Raw genomic sequence first — 16054 nt, 5'->3', positions numbered from 1 at the left:
GCCGGTCAGTCGCTCACCGCGATAAACGCGACATGAGCATACGACACACCTTCCGATGAGTGCACGCGATCCCTCCGATCCCTTGAGCCTCGTGTCCCCCGCCGTGCAGCGCACCGCGGTGGTTCTGCTGCATGGTTTATGCAGCACGCCTGACGAGCTGCTGACCGTGCAATCGACCCTGCAGCGCCACGGGTATGCGGTGCAGCCGCTGTGCATCTCCGGCTACTCGTTCGACGCCGCCGCGCCGCTGCAGCAGGCCGTGCCCTTCGAACGCTGGCTCGACACCCTCGAGGCGCACGTGAAGGCGCTGCGGCGCACGCACGACCGCGTGATGCTGGTCGGCATCTCGGCCGGCGCCTCGCTGGCCCTGGGCGGCGCCATCCGCTGCGGGCGCGAGGTGGACGCGCTGGTGCTCATGTCAACCACGCTCCGCTTCGACGGCTGGGCTGTGCCGCGCACGCGCTTTTTGCTGCCGCTGGCTTTCTACACGCCGCTGGGCCGCCTCTGGCAGTACCGCGAGCGCCCGCCCTACGGCGTGAAGAACGAGCGCGTGCGCACCTGGATCGAGCGCGAGCTGCGCCATCGCCAGGTCTCGCGCGCCGGCAGCGCGGTGATCGGCGTGGGCCACCTGCGCGAACACGACCGGTTGATCCGCCACGTGCGGCGACGCTTGAACGACGTGCAGTGCGAGCAAGTGCTGGCGCTGCATGCGCGCGAGGACGAGGTGGCCAGCCTGTCCAACCTCGACCTGCTCGTGCGCGGGCTGCGGTGCGCCTCGCTGCGCACCGTGGTCCTGAACAACAGCTACCACATGATCAGCATCGACAACGACCGCCAGCAGGTCGTGCGCGAGACCCTCGCCTTCGCCGAGACCGTGGCCCACGGCCCGGTGCCCGAACCCGTGTTCCGCGTCCGCGGACTTGCTCTTCACGCCTGAAAGAAAGGAACCTCCTCATGTCTTCCTCTCCCACCTTCAACAGCATCGCCACCATCCTCGAGACCGACTTCCGCGTCGCGCGCGCGGCCATCTCGCCGGCCACCGCGCTGTCGGACCTCGGCCTCGATTCGCTCGCGCTCATGGAGTTCGTCTTCGCGGTGGAAGACGCCTTCCACCTGCGCATTCCCGAAGACCGGCTCGACCCGCGCGAAGCCGGCATCACGCTGCAGCGGCTGTGCGAAGTGATCGATGCCGAGGGCGAAGCCGCCGCCGCACGCGCCGAGCCCATGGCAGCGGCCGCATGAGCAGCGGCGCCGCCCATGCCGTGCTGGCGGCCACCGCCACGGCCCACACCGCCGCCGCGCCCGTGCACGTGAGCGGGCTCGGTTTCATCACGCCGCTCGGACGCAGCATCGAAGCCTTCGACCATGCACTGTTCGCCGGCCGGTCCGCGGTGCGCGCGCAGACCCTTGAGATTCCCGGCATGGACCCGATGGCCATCGCCGCCGCCACCTGCGACTTCGACGCCAGCAGCGTGCGCAGTGCCTCGCGCCTGCCGCTGGACCGCGGCACCGCGATGGCCTTGGTCGCCGCACAAGATGCCGCGGCCGATGCCGGGCTCGATCTCGACTCCCTCGACCGCGACCGCCTCGGCGTCTTCTGGGGCAGCGGCCTGGCCGGCGCCGGCACCTTCGACGCCACCACGCGCGCGCTCTACGGCGAGCAGCGCCGCATGCGCCCCACCACCGTGCTCACCGTGATGCCCAACGCCGCGGTCGCCGAACTGGCGCTGCACTTCGGCGCGCGCGGCGCGGCGCTGGCCTATGCCTGCGCCTGTGCTTCGTCCGCAGTGGCCATCGGCGAAGCCATGCGCGCCATCCGCGGCGGCTGGATCGACATCGCCATCGTCGGCGGCCACGACGCCATGCTCACGCCCGGCGTGATGGCCAGCTGGCACGCGATGCGCGTCATGGCGCCACCGCCGGCCGATGCGCCCGCCACCGCCTGCCGTCCGTTCTCGGGCGACCGCACGGGCTTCGCCATCGGCGAGGGCGCGGCCGCGCTGGTGCTCGAATCGGAGGCGCATGCGCGGGCGCGCGGCGCCGGCGCACAACCCTTCGTGCTCAGCGGCTACGCGAGCAACTGCGACGGCACGCACATCACCCACCCCGACCCGGCCGGCCAGGTGCGCGCGATGCGTGCGGCGCTGCGCGACGCCGGGCTCGTGCCCTCGGACATCGGCCACATCAACGCCCACGGCACGGCCACGAGCGCGGGCGATGCCGCCGAGGCCGCGTCGATCGGCGAACTCTTCGGCGACGCCGCACCGGTCAGCGCGACCAAGGCGATCCACGGCCACGTGCTGGGCGGCGGCGGTGCCATCGAGCTCGTGGCCGCACTGCGCGCACTGGCCCGCGAGACCCTGCCGCCCATCGCCCACCTGCGCACGCCGGACGCCGCGTTCGGCAACGTCGACTTCGTGCGCGGCGCGGCGCGCGAGGCGCGGGGGCTGCGCCATGTGCTGTCGAGTTCCTTCGCCTTCGGCGGCACCAACGCGGTGATCGTGGCAAGCCGGCGCATCTCGGAGGATTGAACTTGGGGGGAAGAAAAAGACGGTGCGGTCGTCGGCACCGCCTTGCTATGCTCGGCCGCATCCTGCCCTGCAGACCTCACGGAAGAAGCGCGACATGCCCCTGCACCGCCCTGCCGCCCCCTCGGACTTCGACGCCGTCTTCGATCTCTACATGCACGAGCGGGTCGTGCCCTACCTGGGCTACGACCCGATGCCGCGCGACGACTTTCGCGCGGTCTTCCAGGGTTTGCTCGACAGCGATGGCTTCTTCATCTTCGAAGTCGATGGTCAGCTCGCCGGCTTCTACCGCGTCACGCGCTACCCGGGCCGCGCGCAGCATGTGGCGAGCCTGGGCACGCTCGCGGTCGATCCGAATCTGCATGGCCGCGGCGTCGCACAGACCATGGTGACCGACGTGCTCGCGCGGCTGAAGGCCGAAGGCGTTCGCCGCGTCGAGCTGATGGCCGAGAGCGACAACGCCACGGCCCTGCGTTTCTATGCCCGGCTGGGCTTCGTGCAGGAAGGCACGCTGCGCCAGTTCTACCGCCGGGCCGGTGAGGCGGACTTCATCGACGAGCACCTGATGGCGCTGCTGTTCGACTGATCCGCGGTTCGGTCAGTGGTGTTGTTGGTGCTTGGGCTTCCAGCGCCGCAGCAACAGCGCATTGGCCATCACGCTCACGCTCGACAACGCCATCGCCGCGCCGGCCACCACCGGGCTCAGCAAACCGAAAGCCGCGAGCGGGATGCCGGCCACGTTGTAGGCAAAGGCCCAGAACAGGTTCTGCCGGATCTTCGCCACCGTGCGGCCCGAGAGCTCGAGCGCTTCGGCCACGAGCGCGAGGTCGCCGCGCATCAGCGTGATGCCGGCCGCTTCCATCGCCACGTCGGTGCCGCCGCCCGATGGCGCCATCGCGATGCCCACGTCGGCCGCGGCGAGCGCGGGCGCGTCGTTCGCACCGTCGCCGACCATCGCGACCACATGGCCGTTCTTGCGCAGCGCGCTCACCTGCTCGGCCTTGTCGGCCGGCAGCACGTCGGCGCGCACGTCTTCGGCCGGAATGCCCAGGCGCGCGGCCATCGCCTGCGCCGCGCGCAGGTTGTCGCCCGAGATCATCACCACGCGCAGGCCGCGCGCACGCAAGGTGCGGATCGCTTCGGCAGCTTGCGGCTTCGGCTCGTCGGCGAAGGCCAACAGTGCCTGCACATGCGCGGAGCCGGCGTCGTCGAAGCGCAGCAGTGCGGAGACTGTCGCGCCTTGCGACTGCAGGCGTTCGATGTCGGCCTCGGCCGGCATCGCGTCGAGTTCGCGGCACCAGCGCAGGCTGGCGATGGCCCAGGTCGCGCCGTTCACTTCGCCGCGCACGCCGCGACCCGGCATCGCCTGCATCGCACCGAGCGGCGGCGCCTGCACGCCGCGTTCGGCAGCGGCAGACAACACGGCGCGTGCGAGCGGATGCTCGCTGCCGCCTTGCAGGCTGGCGGCCGTGGCGAGCAGGTCGTTCTCCTTCGCCAGCGCACCGGCCGCGGGCAGCAGCGCCGTGAGCACCGGCCGGCCCACCGTCAGCGTGCCGGTCTTGTCGAAAGCCACGGTGTCGACGCGGTGTGCAATTTCCAAAGCCCGCGCGTCCTTGATGAGGATGCCGTGCTTCGCGGCCACACCGGTGCCCGCCATCACCGCCACCGGCGTCGCCAGGCCCAGCGCACAGGGACAGGCGATGACCAGCACCGCCACCGCATGGATCAGCGCGGTCTCGACGCCGGCACCCGCGACCATCCAGCCCGCGAAGGTGACCAGCGCGATCACCAGCACCACCGGCACGAACACGGCCGCCACCTGGTCGACCATGCGCTGGATCGGCGCCTTGGCGGCCTGCGCGTCCTCGACCAGCCGGATGATGCGTGCCAGCACGCTCTCGGCGCCGACCGCGCGCACCTCGATCACCATGCGGCCGTCGCCGTTCACGGCGCCGCCGGTCAGCGCGTCGCCGGGGTTCTTGGCCACCGGCAGCGGTTCGCCCGTGAGCATCGATTCGTCGACTTCGGACTGCCCTTCGAGCACGCGCGCATCGGCCGGCACGCGTTCGCCGGGACGCACGGCAAGCCGGTCGCCGACCATCACGTCGGCCAGCGGCACGTCGCTTTCCTTGCCGCGTGCATTGATCAGGTGCGCCACTTCGGGCCGCAGCTGCTGCAGCGCGCGGATCGCGGAGGTGGCCTGGCGCTTGGCGCGTGCCTCGAGCCACTTGCCCAGCAGCACCAGCGTGATCACCACCGCCGAGGCTTCGAAATACAGGTGCGGCACCATGCCATGCCCGGCATGCTCGCCGGTGGCGGCACGCCACCACAGCCACAGCGACAGGCCGAAGGCCGCGCTGGTGCCCAGCGCCACCAGCAGGTCCATGTTGCCGGTGCGGGCCTTGGCCGCGTGCCAGCCCGCGCGGTAGAAGCGCGCGCCGAGCCAGAACTGCACCGGCGTCGCGAGCAGCAGCTGCACCCAGGGCGGCAGCATCCAGCTCTGGCCGACCAGGTCGCCGAGCATCGGCGCCATCAGCGGGATCGACAGCGCCAGGCCGATGGCCACGGGCATGAAGCCGTGCCAGGGCGACAGCGCGGCAGCCTCGTCCTGCGCGGTGCTTTCGGCGCGCGGCTCGTAGCCGGCGGCGCGCACGGCGCGGCGCAGCAGCAGGGCCATGTCCTCGCCGCCGGTGGCCACGATGCGGGCCGACTCGGTCGCGAGGTTGACGCTCACGTTCTGCACGCCAGGCACGTTCTTGAGCGCGCGCTCCACGCGCATCACGCACGAGGCGCAGGTCATGCCGCCGACCGAGAGGTCCAGCGTGGCGGCGGCCGCGGAAGGTTGAGGCTGAATGTGTTCCATGGTCCCGAGGCTAAAGCCTGACACCATGGCAAGGTCAAGCGCGGTGGCTTCAAAGCCCTTGGCTGGACGTTGACATCGTGAGAGGGTTGAAACTGGCGTTGTCCCCAATTCGGGTGTTCAATCCTTCCACCCTTCATTCATTCCGACAAGGAGCAACGACGATGAGCCAGAAATTCCAGGTCTCCGGCATGAGCTGCAACCACTGCGTGGAGGCGGTGCAGGACGCGGTGCAGACGGTCGACCCGCACGCGCAGGTCACGGTCGATCTCGAAACCGGTCATGTGGACGTGTTGAGCCAGCAGCCGCGCCAGGACATCGTGGTCGCGATCGAGAACGCCGGCTACACCGTTCAATGATGACGGCGACCTCCGCCCACGGCCGCCAGGTCGCCATCGGCGAGGCCGCGCGGCTGTCGGGCGTGTCGGCGCGCATGGTGCGCCATTACGAAGGCCTGGGCCTGCTGCCCGCGGTGGCGCGCACCGAGAGCGGCTACCGCCAGTACAACGACGCCGACATCCACACGCTGCGCTTCATCAAGCGCTCGCGCGACCTGGGGTTCTCGATGGAAGAAATCGCCGAACTGGTCGGCCTGTGGCACAACCGCCGCCGCGCCAGCTCGAGCGTCAAGCGCATCGCGCAAAAGCACCTGGGTGAACTGGAGCAGCGCATCGCCGACATGCAGTCGATGCGCAGCACGCTGGCGCACCTCGTGCATTGTTGCCACGGCGATGCGCGGCCCGACTGCCCCATCCTCGACGACCTCAGCCAGGTCTAGCCGGCGGTCCCTTCGTGGAACACCGAGGAACCGGCTTTGCCGGGCCTCAGGTGTTGCCCCCGGTAGGGGGTTGGAGAAGCGACACGAAGTGCGCGAATCCTGGGGGCGAGCCTGTGATCAGGCGTTTTTAACCAGCGAGAGGACCTGGCTCGTGTCCAGCGTGCGCGCCCGTTCCTGGATCGCCGGCAGGTACTGCGTCTGCAGGCCCTGCCCTTCCTTCACCACGCTGGAGAACGCGTCCTTCAGCATCTGCGTGGAGAGCGTCCGGCCGCCCGCGTAGTAGCGCTTGGCCACGTGGCCCAGCGCGTAGGTCGACGCGAAGCTCATGCCCGAGCTCACGGCCTGCTTGCCGAGACCGCCCAGGAGGCCGCCGCCGACCTTGCCCAACAGGCCGCCGAGCAGCTTGCGCCCCGCCTGCTCCAGGTACTGCGAGGTCAGGCCCACGCCCACGGTGGCCAGGAAATCCTTGATGTGGCCGGTGTCCAGCTGGTAGCCGTGCGCCTGTCCGATGCGGTAGACCAGCTTCATCTGCAGCGGAATGATCGCCATGGTCGACAGCGTCTCGGGCAGCAGCTCGAGCGCGCCGTTGAGGATGGCGGCGTTGAGGATCGCGCGGTCGAGCTCGGTGCTGTCGGGCGCCTGCGGCGCCGCAGGGGTTGCCGCGGTCGCGCTCGTCGCCACCGCCGCCGGCACCGCGGCGGCGATGTCTTCCGCCCGCTGCGAGAACTGCGCCGCCGAGGCGTCCAGGCCCAGCGAGCTGCGCACGTCCATCAAAAAGAGCCGCTCCGGCTCCGACTGCACGCCGTCGGCGTCGCACATGCACACCGCCATCTCGTACGCCAGCTGGCGCGACTCGGCGCTTTTCAGCTCGCCGGCCACCGAGGCCAGCGACACCCGCTTCATCAGCACGTCCTGGTAGATCGTCGGCAGGTTCACGCCGTCGGCCTGCGACAGGCCCTCGGCGATGCGCTTGATCTCGGCACGCTCGCGCTCGTGCTTTTCGCCGTCGACGAAGGCCGCCAGCAGGCTCAAGGTGACGATCGCTTTTGTTTCAGAAGGTGTCATGTTCGAGTTTTTTCGTCATGTGAAGGAGCCGATTGGGTCCGCGCAGCGCCCGAAGGTTCCTCCACGCGTTCTCCCCACAAAACTGGGGCAACTCTGTGGATAACCCCGGCACTGCTCTGTAGGGGCGTTGCAAGTTATTGATTTACAAGGGAAATCTACAACCTGCTCAATTAACAGGCAATGAATTTCTCGACCCGAAAACCGCCTTTCGCAGAATTGGCGAAGGCTGTCAAAGGACAACTCTGGGGAGAGTTTTTGCACAAGCCATCGGTTATCCACAGGGCCGGCGGGTTACCCCATGTTGTCCAAGTTGCGGGTACACCACGGAAGCGCGGGTGCACACAGTGACGCGGGCATGACAAGTCGTTGTCACGTCAAGGAAAAAGTGACCTTTCCACAGACGGGTGCGACCCTTATCTACTACTACTAATTTGAATAAGAAGAATAAGAAGACAGGAAGAGGAAAAGCCGCGCCCGAAAAAAAAGCCGCGAAAGGCCGCGCCGGTCGCCGGCGCCTCGGGCGAAAAACCGGGCACGGGTCGTCCGTGGCTCTCGCTAACATCGCCGGATGAGCTTCAAACCCCGGATCCTGATTGCCGAAGACGAATCGGGCATCGCCGACACGCTCCAGTACGTTTTGAGCAGCGACGGTTTCCAGCCGGTCTGGTGCGCCACGGCCGAAGAAGCCATCGCGCAGTTCGCGCAGGAACGCCCCGCGCTGGCCATCCTCGACATCGGATTGCCCGACCTGAACGGCTTCGAGCTCTTCAAACGCCTCCAGGCGCTGAATCAGTCGATGGGCGGCCCGGAGGTACCGATGGTGTTTTTGACGGCCCGCAGCGACGAAATAGACCGCGTGGTGGGCCTCGAACTGGGTGCGGACGACTACATTGCCAAGCCGTTTTCCCCCCGGGAACTGGTCGCCCGGGTGCGAACCATCCTGCGGCGCAGTGCCAGAAACGGCTCAGGAAGCCCCCCAGCCGCCGCAGCGCCGATTCATGGGGTACCCCATCAAAACGCGCCGGCGCCGCCTCCAGCGGCGCCACAGACCCCTGCAACGCCCTTTTCACTCGACAGTGAGCGCATGCAAATCCGTTACTACGGACGGCTGCTCGAACTCTCGCGCTACGAATACGGCCTGCTGAAACTCATGGTCCAGCGCCCGGGGCGCGTGTTCACGCGCGACGAACTGCTGCAACTCGTCTGGGACGACGCCAGCGACAGCTTCGATCGCACGGTCGACGCGCACATCAAGACGCTGCGCGCCAAGCTCAAGACCATCGCGCCGGAGGTGGAGCCGATCCGCACGCTGCGCGGCACCGGCTACGCGCTGCACGAAGATCTGCCTGCCAGCAGGGAATGACGCGGCGCACGCGAATCTTCATCGGCATCCTGCTGATCTACACGGCGGGCATCGCCTTCCTGCTGTACCGCGTCGTTTCCGACATCGACCCGCGCTACCGCGAGTCGGCCGAGGAATCGCTGGTCGAAACCTCGCAGCTCATGGCCAGCCTGGTCGAGCAGGACGTGATCGCCGGCGCCATCAACACGGCGCGGCTGGAGCCGCTTTTTCGCAGCGTCTACACGCGCGAGTTTTCGGCCCAGATCTACAACCTGCACAAGAGCCGGGTCGAGCTGCGCGTGTACGTCACCGACCGCACCGGCCGCGTGATGTTCGATTCGCTCGGCCGCCACCTGGGCAACGACTACTCGCAGTGGAGCGACGTGAAGCGCACGCTCGGCGGCCTGTACGGCGCGCGCACTTCGCGCGACGTCGACGGCGACCCGCGCACTTCCGTGATGTACGTCGGCGCACCGATCCGCTGGAACGACGAGATCGTCGGCGTCGTCAGCGTCGGCAAGCCGGTGCAGAGCTTCGGCCAGTTCGTCGAGGACGCGCGCGTGCGCACCATCTGGGTCGGCGTGGGGTCGGCGCTGGCGCTGCTGCTGCTCACCGTGATCGTCTCGGTCTGGCTGGTGCGGCCCTTCGGCCTGATCCGCGACTACTGGACCTGGGTGCGCGCGCAGCGCAGCCTGAGCCTCTCGCGCATGGCGCGGCGCGCGGTCGATGCGGTGCGCACCGGCTTCGGCGAAATGCGCGATGCGCTCACCGGGCGCAACTACGTGGCCGACTACGTGCAGACCTTCACGCACGAAGTGAAGAGCCCGCTTTCTGCCATCCGCGGCGCGGCCGAGCTGCTGCAGGAACCGCAGATGCCGCACGACCAGCGCGAACGGTTCCTGAAGAACATCGAACGCGAAACCCAGCGCATCCAGGAAATCGTCGACCGCATGATGGAGCTCACCGCGCTCGAGACGCGGCGCACGCTCGACCGCACCGAACCGGTGGCGCTGGGCCCGCTCATCGAGGACATTGCCGCCAGCGCGCAACCCGCTGCGTCGCGGCGCAACATCCGGTTGATCGTGAATATTCGAGAGCCTGCGCGCGTCGAGGGCGATCCGTTTTTGCTGCGCCGCGCGATCAGCAATCTTCTCGACAACGCACTCGACTTTTCACCGCCCGACAGCGAGGTGCTGCTGACGCTGGAAACCACCTCGCGGCTGGCGCGCATCAACGTGCGCGACCACGGCCCGGGCATTCCGGACTACGCGCAGGAAAAAGTCTTCGAGAAGTTCTATTCGCTCGCCCGGCCGCACAGCCAGAAGAAGAGCACGGGGCTCGGCCTGGCGTTCGTGAAGGAAATCGCGACGCTGCACCGGGGCCGCATCGACCTGGGCAATGCGACGCGCGGCGGCGCCGTGGCGACGCTCACGCTGCCGCTGCTGTCAACGCACCACTGAGCGAATCACTGTCCGACCAGGGCGCGATACGCCTCGCGCGTCTCGGGGCTCACGGCGTCGAGCAGCTGCTCGTACGACGTCTGGTGCCGCGCCAGCATGCGCGCTGAGGCCACGGCCTTCGATTTGCAGAACCAGTGGCAGGTGTGCTGCATCAGGAACAGCTCGGCCGACATCGTGAAGGCTTTCGATTTCGGTGAGCGGCCCGCCGCATTTTTCGCCACGCCCGCGATGCCGCGCGCATGAATACGCAGTGCTTCGCGCAGATCGAAACTGGCAGAGGGGAACAGCGTGGTGGCGAACGGCAAGGCCACCGGCAGGCGGCTCACGCGCGTGTTGGCTTCGGGTTCGCGCGCCAGCTCGGCGGCGAAGGTCTCGAACTGGCCGGCGAGTTTTTCCTCGGTGGTGTCGAGCAGGTGCCAGATCTGCTGGCGGCGCTCGGCGTCGTCTTCGCCGAGGCAGCGCAGGTAGCCCTGGGTCAGGCTCTCCATCAGCTTCTCGATCTGGTAGCGGCCCAGATGGCGACCGAGCAGCGCGATGCGCTGGCGCTGTTCCTTGGACTTGAGGATGTAGAAGCCGGCGGCGATCAGGGCCACCAGGGTGAGGATTTCCATGGATGCGAGAAAAGGGGAGAAAAGAGAAGAGACGAAAAAAAACGCGGGGGCCGCGGCACCGAGTGTAGGCACCGCAGACCGCCCGCGTTTTCCTTCTGCTGGATCGTCTTTTCGTGAAACACCGCGGAACCGGCTTTGCCGGGCCGCTGGTGTTGCCCCCGGCGAGGGGGTTGGCGTAGCGACACGAAGTGCGCGTAGCCTGGGGGAGTGCCGTTACCTGAAGAAATCGAGGATGCGGTTGCGCTCTTCAGGCGGCGGCGGCGCGCCGACCGGCGCGCCCGTCAGCACTTCCACCGGCTGGATCGGCTGCTCGGCGCTTTCCAGGCCCAGGCTCGCCACGTTGTGGCCCGGCGTGAAGTCGTCGAAGTACCACTCGCCGTCGATGCTCACCACGCCGGGCGGTTCGGCCGGCAGGGTCACGGGCACGCCGCGCAGCGCCGACTGCATGTAGCCGATCCAGATCGGCAGGCTCAGGCTGCCGCCGGTCTCGCCGCGCACGCCGAGCTGGCGCGGCGTGTCGTAGCCGACCCAGGCGATGCCCACGCGCGTGGGCTGGAAGCCCGCGAACCAGGTGTCGAAGGAGTCGTTGGTGGTGCCGGTCTTGCCGTACAGGTCGTCGCGCTTGAGCGCCTGGTAGGCCTTGAAGCCGGAGCCGCCCTTGACCACGCTCTGCAGCAGCGATTCCATGATGAAGGCGTTGCGCGCGGGAATGGCGCGGCGGCTTTCGTCGAGCACCGGGGGCTCGGTTTCCATCAGCACTTTGTCCTTGAGGTCGGTGACGCGGGTCACGAGGTACGGGTTCACGCGGTAGCCGCCGTTGGCGAACACCGAGTAACCCACCGCCATCTGCATCGGCGTGACCGAGCCGGCGCCCAGGCCCATCGGCAGGTTGGCCGGGTGCTTGTCCTTGTCGAAGCCGAACCTGGTGACCCAGTCTTGCGCGTAGGGCGCGCCGATCGACTGCAGCACGCGCAGCGTGACCAGGTTCTTCGACTTCATGAGCGCGTTGCGCAGCGGCATCGGGCCTTCGAAGCCGCCGTCGAAGTTCTTCGGGTCCCAGGGCTGGCCGCCGTTGGCGGCGGCATCGAACACCAGCGGCGCGTCGTTCACCACGGTGGCGGGCGTGAAGCCCTTTTCGAGCGCGGCCGAGTAGATGAAGGGCTTGAAGCTCGAACCCGGCTGGCGCCAGGCTTGCGACACGTGGTTGAACTTGTTCTTGCCGAAGTCGAAACCGCCGACCAGCGCCGTGATGGCGCCCGTGCGCGGGTCCATGCCGATGAAGGCGCCCTCCACTTCGGGCAGCTGCGTGATCTCCCAGGTGTTCTTGGGCGTCTTCGCGACGCGGATCACGGCGCCGCGGCGGATCTTGATGTTCGGCGGCGCCTTCGCGGCCAGACCGGACTGCGCGGGCTTGAGGCCCTCGCCGGAGATCTCGAAGGCTTCGCCGTTGGCGCGCACCGCGGTCACTTCCTTGGCGCTGGCTTCCAGCACCACGGCCGAGATCACGTCGCCGTTGTCGGGGTGCTCGGCCAGGGCTTCGTCGACGGCCTCGTCGATTTCCTTCTGGCCACTGGCCGGCAGGTCGACGAACTTCTCGGGGCCGCGGTACACCTGACGGCGCTCGTAATCCATGATGCCCTTGCGCAGCGACTTGTACGCCGCCGCCTGGTCGGCCGCCACCAGCGAGGTGTAGACCTTCATGCCGCTGGTGTAGATGCTGTCGCCGTACTGCGCGTACATCATCTGGCGCACGGTCTCGGCCACGTACTCGGCGTGCAGCCGGTTCGGGTCGGCGGCGTCGCGCAGGTGCAGCTCTTCCTTCTTGGCCTCGGCCGCCTGTTCGGCGGTGATGAAGCCGGTTTCGTGCATGCGGTCGATCACGTAGAGCTGGCGCGCCCGCGCGCGGCGCGGGTTGGCCACCGGGTTGTTGGCGCCGGGCGCCTTCGGCAGGCCGGCGAGCATGGCGGCCTCGGCGATGGTCACTTGCTGCAGCGGCTTGCCGAAGTAGGCCTCGGAGGCGGCGGCGAAACCGTAGGCGCGGTTGCCCAGGTAGATCTGGTTCAGGTAGATCTCCAGGATCTGGTCCTTGCTCAGCTGCTGCTCGAGCCGGAAGGCCAGCACGATCTCCGAGGCCTTGCGGCTGAGCGTGCGCTCCGAGCTCAGGTAGACGTTGCGCGCCACCTGCATCGTGATGGTCGAGGCGCCCTGCTTGCGCCCGCCCTTGAAGCTGGCCACGGCCGCGCGCGCGAAGCCCTTGTAGTCCACGCCGCCATGGTCGTAGAAGCGCGCGTCTTCCACGGCCAGCACGGCATCTTTCATGACCTTCGGAATGTTGGCGAAGGGCGTGAGGTTGCGGCGCTCCTCGCCGAACTCGCCGATCAGCGAACCCTCGGCCGTGTACACGCGCAGCGGCAGCTTGGGCCGGTAGTCGGCCAGCTCGGAAATGTCGGGCAGCTTCGGGTAGATGGCGACCACCCCCACGATGGCGGCGCCCAGCAGCGCGACGGCGCCGGCACCGGCCGCGATGGCGCTCCAGCCGGCGATGCGTTTCCACGGGAGCTGGCGCAGCGCACCGGCGGGTTGGGAAGGGCGAGGTTCTTGGGACATGGGATGGGGGCTAGCGAAGAGGTTGGAGCCGTGGCGCGCGCGGGCGTTCCGTCACCCGGGGATCGAGCGCGCCGCGCCGCACGCCTTCCAGCGCGCAGTGCATGGCATCGAAATACTTGTCGTGGTCGTAGGCGATGAGCAGCAGGTCCACCCCGGCGTCGAGTGCGCCCAGCGTGGCGTTGCAAAGACCTCGGTTGTAGGCCCCGCCCATCGTGAGGTCGTCGGTGACGAGCAGGCCCTGAAAGCCCCATTCGCCTCGAATCACCTGCCGCACGATTTTGCGTGAGAAAGAGACCGGCGCGTCCGCGTCGAGTTCCCCGAGGATGACATGGCCGAGCATGATCGCGGCATCCGAATGTTTCGACACGTCTTGAAACGGCTTCCAGTCGTGCGCGGCCAGCCGGGCCACGGGCGTGCGCAGTTCGGCACCCATGTGGTGCGTGTCCTCGGTCACGCCGGCCAGGCCGGGAAAGTGCTTGAGCGTGCCGCGCACGCCAGCCGATTCAAGGCCTTGCTCGTAAGCGAGCGCCACCTGCGCGGTGACGTCGGGGTCGCTCGAAATGGCGCGTTCCTCGATGCGGGTGTGCAGGTCCCAGCGGCCCGGGGCGCGGCCGGGACGCAGGTCGACCACCGGGCTGAAGTTCAGCGTGATGCCCAGCGCGGCGAGCGCCCCGCCCTGCTGCGCGCCGTAGGCGCGGGCACGTTGCAACAGTTCGTGTGCGGGCACGTCGGCCTCGAGCAGGCTGGCGAGTGCCGGCTGGCGGGGCACCATCGGCGACAGGCGCGAGACGCCGCCGCCCTCCTGGTCGGTCGCCACCACCAGCTGCGGCAGGCCGGCCGCCAACCGCAGCGCCTGCAGGCTGGCGATTTCCGCGCGCAAGGTGTCGGCGCTGCGGCCCTTCACGTTGCGGCCGGTGACGAAGATGCCGCCGATCAGGCCCCGGCGGGCCAGCTCGCGCAGGTCGTTCGCATCGTCGTAACCGACGATGAAGCGCGCGCCCAGTGCCTGCGCCACCGGGCCCGAGGCCGCATTCACTTCCAGCCGGTGCTGGCGCGAGGCCAGTTCGTGGCCCAGCGCCGTCAGCATCGCGCCCACCGTCAGGGCCAGTGCCACCACACGGCGCGCACCGCGCGCGCTGCGCCAGGCGATCGCGGCGGCGGCGCACAGCGCGGCGAGCAGCAGCGGCAGCTCCTCCTCGCGCAGGAAGCGCAGGTGCGGGTCCTTCAGGTGCCAGGCCCAGGCGCACAGCACGGCCAGCAGCAGCCAGCCGAGCACGCCGGGGATGGCGCGCAGCAGCCTCATGCGTCCACCGTGGCCGCCGGCGTGGCCGGGGCGGGTTCGCTGCGGCGCGACAGCGCATACCAGTCGACCTTGCGCGTCACGAGCATCAGCGTGGCCAGCATGCCGAAGATCAGCAGCGCGCCCAGCAGCAGCGCATTGCTTTCCGAGGCCAGCAGGCCGTAGAGCGCGCCGTACAGCAGCGCCACGAAAGCAGCGAACGACAGGCCGCGGCGCCAGCCTTCGAGCACCGCGCTGAAGTACACGGCCAGCAGCGCCACGCTGGCACCGGCCGCGCCCGCGTAGGCCATCCAGAAGGCGAACTTCTCCGACAGCGCGAGCAGCAGCAAAAAGAACAGCGCGATCGACAGGCCCACCAGCCCGTACTGCACCGGGTGCAGGCGCAGCTTGCGGAACAGTTCGAACATGAAGGCCGCCATCAGCACCAGGCCGATGAAGAGCGCGCCGTACTTGCCGGCCCGCGTGCTCATCGAATACACGTTGACGGGCTGTGCGAGCGACACGTCGAAGGTCTGCAGCGGGCCCGAGGCATGGCGCGACATGGACGCCGAGGGCGCCGTCCGCACGACGGCCGCCGCGGCGTTCTGCGCGGCATCGCCTTCACCGGCCCACAGGCCGGCGCGCACCTGTTCGCGCGCCGTGGTCACGAGCGAGGACACGCGCCAGTGCGCGTCGAAGCCCTGCGGCGTCACCTCGCGCTGCGTGGCCAGGAAGCGCCCGCCGAAGCTGGGGTGCGCCCACGGCGAACGCAGGTGCGCGGTGGTTTCCTCGGCGATCGGCACCATCGAGAGCGTGTCCTGGCCCACCAGCGAGAGCTTCATGTCGAAGGCCAGCGGCTTGCCCGTCTGCCAGGCGGCGAGCGCGGCGCCCGTGAGCGGCGCGTGGATGCCGTCGGCGTACGTCGCGTTGTCGGGCAGGCCGGGCACGCGCTGGCGAAAGCGCAGCGCCTCGCCGTTGACGGTGAGCGCGGGCGAGCCGTCGAGGCCGCGCAGGTCGCTCACGTGGAAGGCGACGAACGGCGGGCGGAACTCGATCGACGAGCCGTTTTCGCTGTGCGGCACGGTCTGCGGGTCGAAGCCCGCGAAGCCGCCGCCGAGCGCGGCCGTGAGCGTGTAGAACGGAATGCGGAAGATGCCGCGGTAGCGCTCCTGCGGCGCCATGTCGCCCTCGATGTGCAGCTTGTCGGGGAACACGGCGTGCACCATCTCCTTGCTCTGCGGGGCCTGGCCGATCACCTTGCCCTGCGCGTCGCGCAGCGGCTCCATCCAGCGCTCCACGTACGGCACCAGCAGCAGTGGGCCGACCATGGCCTGCGGCCCGGCATAAGACTCGGCGAGCTCGCGCGCGGCCTCCTGCTGGTTGTCGCCGCGGGCGCGGTTCAGGTCGTCGATGCGCGCCAGCGGAATGCACAGCACCAGCAGCAGGAAGAACAGGCCGGCCACCTTGACCAGCACCGAAGCCTGCAGGGCCTTCAACAGTTGAAGCATGGGTTTCTCCCCTCTT

At 68.8% G+C, this 16054-nt stretch carries 14 protein-coding genes; 8 read left to right on the top strand and 6 right to left on the bottom strand.

Annotated features, from left to right (window positions below; all coding sequences use genetic code 11):
* Positions 1-55 precede the first annotated feature (55 nt).
* From ACAM52_RS00170 to ACAM52_RS00155, 4 genes are all read left to right on the top strand, one after another.
* Positions 56-937 (top strand): alpha/beta hydrolase, encoded by an 882-nt coding sequence (locus ACAM52_RS00170; RefSeq protein ID WP_369645742.1) that lies wholly within the window; start codon positions 56-58, stop codon positions 935-937.
* Between the two features lie 17 nt (positions 938-954).
* Positions 955-1242 carry a phosphopantetheine-binding protein gene (locus ACAM52_RS00165; protein ID WP_159274240.1) on the top strand — a complete coding sequence of 96 codons (288 nt, stop codon included), beginning with the start codon at positions 955-957 and terminating at the stop codon, positions 1240-1242.
* Positions 1239-2531, top strand: a complete 1293-nt coding sequence (locus ACAM52_RS00160; RefSeq protein WP_369645741.1) for a beta-ketoacyl synthase — start codon at positions 1239-1241, stop codon at positions 2529-2531. The genes ACAM52_RS00165 and ACAM52_RS00160 overlap by 4 nt, the downstream gene beginning before the upstream one ends.
* A gap of 94 nt (positions 2532-2625) precedes the next feature.
* Complete coding sequence (locus tag ACAM52_RS00155; protein ID WP_369645740.1) at positions 2626-3114, top strand: N-acetyltransferase family protein; 489 nt, start codon at positions 2626-2628, stop codon at positions 3112-3114.
* A gap of 12 nt (positions 3115-3126) precedes the next feature.
* On the opposite strand, the gene ACAM52_RS00150 is transcribed toward ACAM52_RS00155, so the two are convergent.
* Positions 3127-5391, bottom strand: a complete 2265-nt coding sequence (locus ACAM52_RS00150) for a heavy metal translocating P-type ATPase (protein ID WP_369645739.1) — start codon at positions 5389-5391, stop codon at positions 3127-3129.
* Positions 5392-5552: 161 nt separating this feature from the next.
* On the opposite strand from ACAM52_RS00150, the gene ACAM52_RS00145 reads away from it, so the two are divergent.
* Positions 5553-5747: a heavy-metal-associated domain-containing protein gene (locus tag ACAM52_RS00145; RefSeq protein WP_062473802.1), complete on the top strand. Its 195-nt coding sequence runs from the start codon at positions 5553-5555 to the stop codon at positions 5745-5747.
* Positions 5747-6166, top strand: a complete 420-nt coding sequence (cueR, locus tag ACAM52_RS00140; protein WP_062473804.1) for a Cu(I)-responsive transcriptional regulator — start codon at positions 5747-5749, stop codon at positions 6164-6166. The genes ACAM52_RS00145 and cueR overlap by 1 nt, the downstream gene beginning before the upstream one ends.
* Positions 6167-6283: 117 nt before the next feature.
* Here the strand turns inward: cueR and ACAM52_RS00135 are convergent, their stop codons facing one another.
* A complete protein-coding gene (locus tag ACAM52_RS00135; RefSeq protein ID WP_095948419.1) occupies positions 6284-7231 on the bottom strand; it encodes a YcjF family protein in 948 nt (315 codons plus the stop codon).
* A 568-nt stretch (positions 7232-7799) separates the two neighbouring features.
* Here ACAM52_RS00135 and creB point away from each other — a divergent pair.
* Together creB and creC are read left to right on the top strand one after the other, a co-directional pair.
* Entirely contained in the window at positions 7800-8594 is a 795-nt protein-coding gene (creB, locus tag ACAM52_RS00130; protein ID WP_369645738.1) for a two-component system response regulator CreB, read from the top strand.
* Entirely contained in the window at positions 8591-10033 is a 1443-nt protein-coding gene (creC, locus tag ACAM52_RS00125) for a two-component system sensor histidine kinase CreC (protein ID WP_062473809.1), read from the top strand. Before creB ends, creC begins: the two co-directional genes overlap by 4 nt.
* 5 nt (positions 10034-10038) lie before the next feature.
* On the opposite strand, the gene ACAM52_RS00120 is transcribed toward creC, so the two are convergent.
* The 4 genes from ACAM52_RS00120 to creD form a co-directional block, all read right to left on the bottom strand.
* Positions 10039-10644 (bottom strand): hypothetical protein, encoded by a 606-nt coding sequence (locus ACAM52_RS00120; RefSeq protein ID WP_369645737.1) that lies wholly within the window; start codon positions 10642-10644, stop codon positions 10039-10041.
* Between the two features lie 213 nt (positions 10645-10857).
* Entirely contained in the window at positions 10858-13251 is a 2394-nt protein-coding gene (locus tag ACAM52_RS00115) for a penicillin-binding protein 1A (protein ID WP_369645736.1), read from the bottom strand.
* Between the two features lie 10 nt (positions 13252-13261).
* Entirely contained in the window at positions 13262-14554 is a 1293-nt protein-coding gene (locus ACAM52_RS00110) for a glycoside hydrolase family 3 N-terminal domain-containing protein (protein WP_369645735.1), read from the bottom strand.
* Positions 14551-16038 (bottom strand): cell envelope integrity protein CreD, encoded by a 1488-nt coding sequence (gene creD / locus ACAM52_RS00105; protein WP_369645734.1) that lies wholly within the window; start codon positions 16036-16038, stop codon positions 14551-14553. The genes ACAM52_RS00110 and creD overlap by 4 nt, the downstream gene beginning before the upstream one ends.
* Positions 16039-16054: the final 16 nt, after the last annotated feature.

The sequence above is a fragment of the Variovorax sp. V118 genome, from assembly GCF_041154445.1.
GTDB lineage: Bacteria > Pseudomonadota > Gammaproteobacteria > Burkholderiales > Burkholderiaceae_C > Variovorax > Variovorax boronicumulans.
The sequence above is the reverse complement of the archived record's forward strand: the minus strand, read 5'-3'. Positions and strand labels throughout refer to the sequence as shown.

Coding starts and splice junctions, on each gene's coding strand:
- ACAM52_RS00165 (WP_159274240.1), top strand. CDS start 955: ATGTCTTCCTCTCCCACCTTCAACAGCATCGCCACCATCCTCGAGACC.
- creC (WP_062473809.1), top strand. CDS start 8,591: ATGACGCGGCGCACGCGAATCTTCATCGGCATCCTGCTGATCTACACG.
- ACAM52_RS00160 (WP_369645741.1), top strand. CDS start 1,239: ATGAGCAGCGGCGCCGCCCATGCCGTGCTGGCGGCCACCGCCACGGCC.
- creD (WP_369645734.1), bottom strand. CDS start 16,038: ATGCTTCAACTGTTGAAGGCCCTGCAGGCTTCGGTGCTGGTCAAGGTG.
- ACAM52_RS00120 (WP_369645737.1), bottom strand. CDS start 10,644: ATGGAAATCCTCACCCTGGTGGCCCTGATCGCCGCCGGCTTCTACATC.
- ACAM52_RS00170 (WP_369645742.1), top strand. CDS start 56: ATGAGTGCACGCGATCCCTCCGATCCCTTGAGCCTCGTGTCCCCCGCC.
- cueR (WP_062473804.1), top strand. CDS start 5,747: ATGACGGCGACCTCCGCCCACGGCCGCCAGGTCGCCATCGGCGAGGCC.
- ACAM52_RS00135 (WP_095948419.1), bottom strand. CDS start 7,231: ATGACACCTTCTGAAACAAAAGCGATCGTCACCTTGAGCCTGCTGGCG.
- ACAM52_RS00110 (WP_369645735.1), bottom strand. CDS start 14,554: ATGAGGCTGCTGCGCGCCATCCCCGGCGTGCTCGGCTGGCTGCTGCTG.
- ACAM52_RS00155 (WP_369645740.1), top strand. CDS start 2,626: ATGCCCCTGCACCGCCCTGCCGCCCCCTCGGACTTCGACGCCGTCTTC.
- ACAM52_RS00145 (WP_062473802.1), top strand. CDS start 5,553: ATGAGCCAGAAATTCCAGGTCTCCGGCATGAGCTGCAACCACTGCGTG.
- creB (WP_369645738.1), top strand. CDS start 7,800: ATGAGCTTCAAACCCCGGATCCTGATTGCCGAAGACGAATCGGGCATC.
- ACAM52_RS00115 (WP_369645736.1), bottom strand. CDS start 13,251: ATGTCCCAAGAACCTCGCCCTTCCCAACCCGCCGGTGCGCTGCGCCAG.
- ACAM52_RS00150 (WP_369645739.1), bottom strand. CDS start 5,391: ATGGAACACATTCAGCCTCAACCTTCCGCGGCCGCCGCCACGCTGGAC.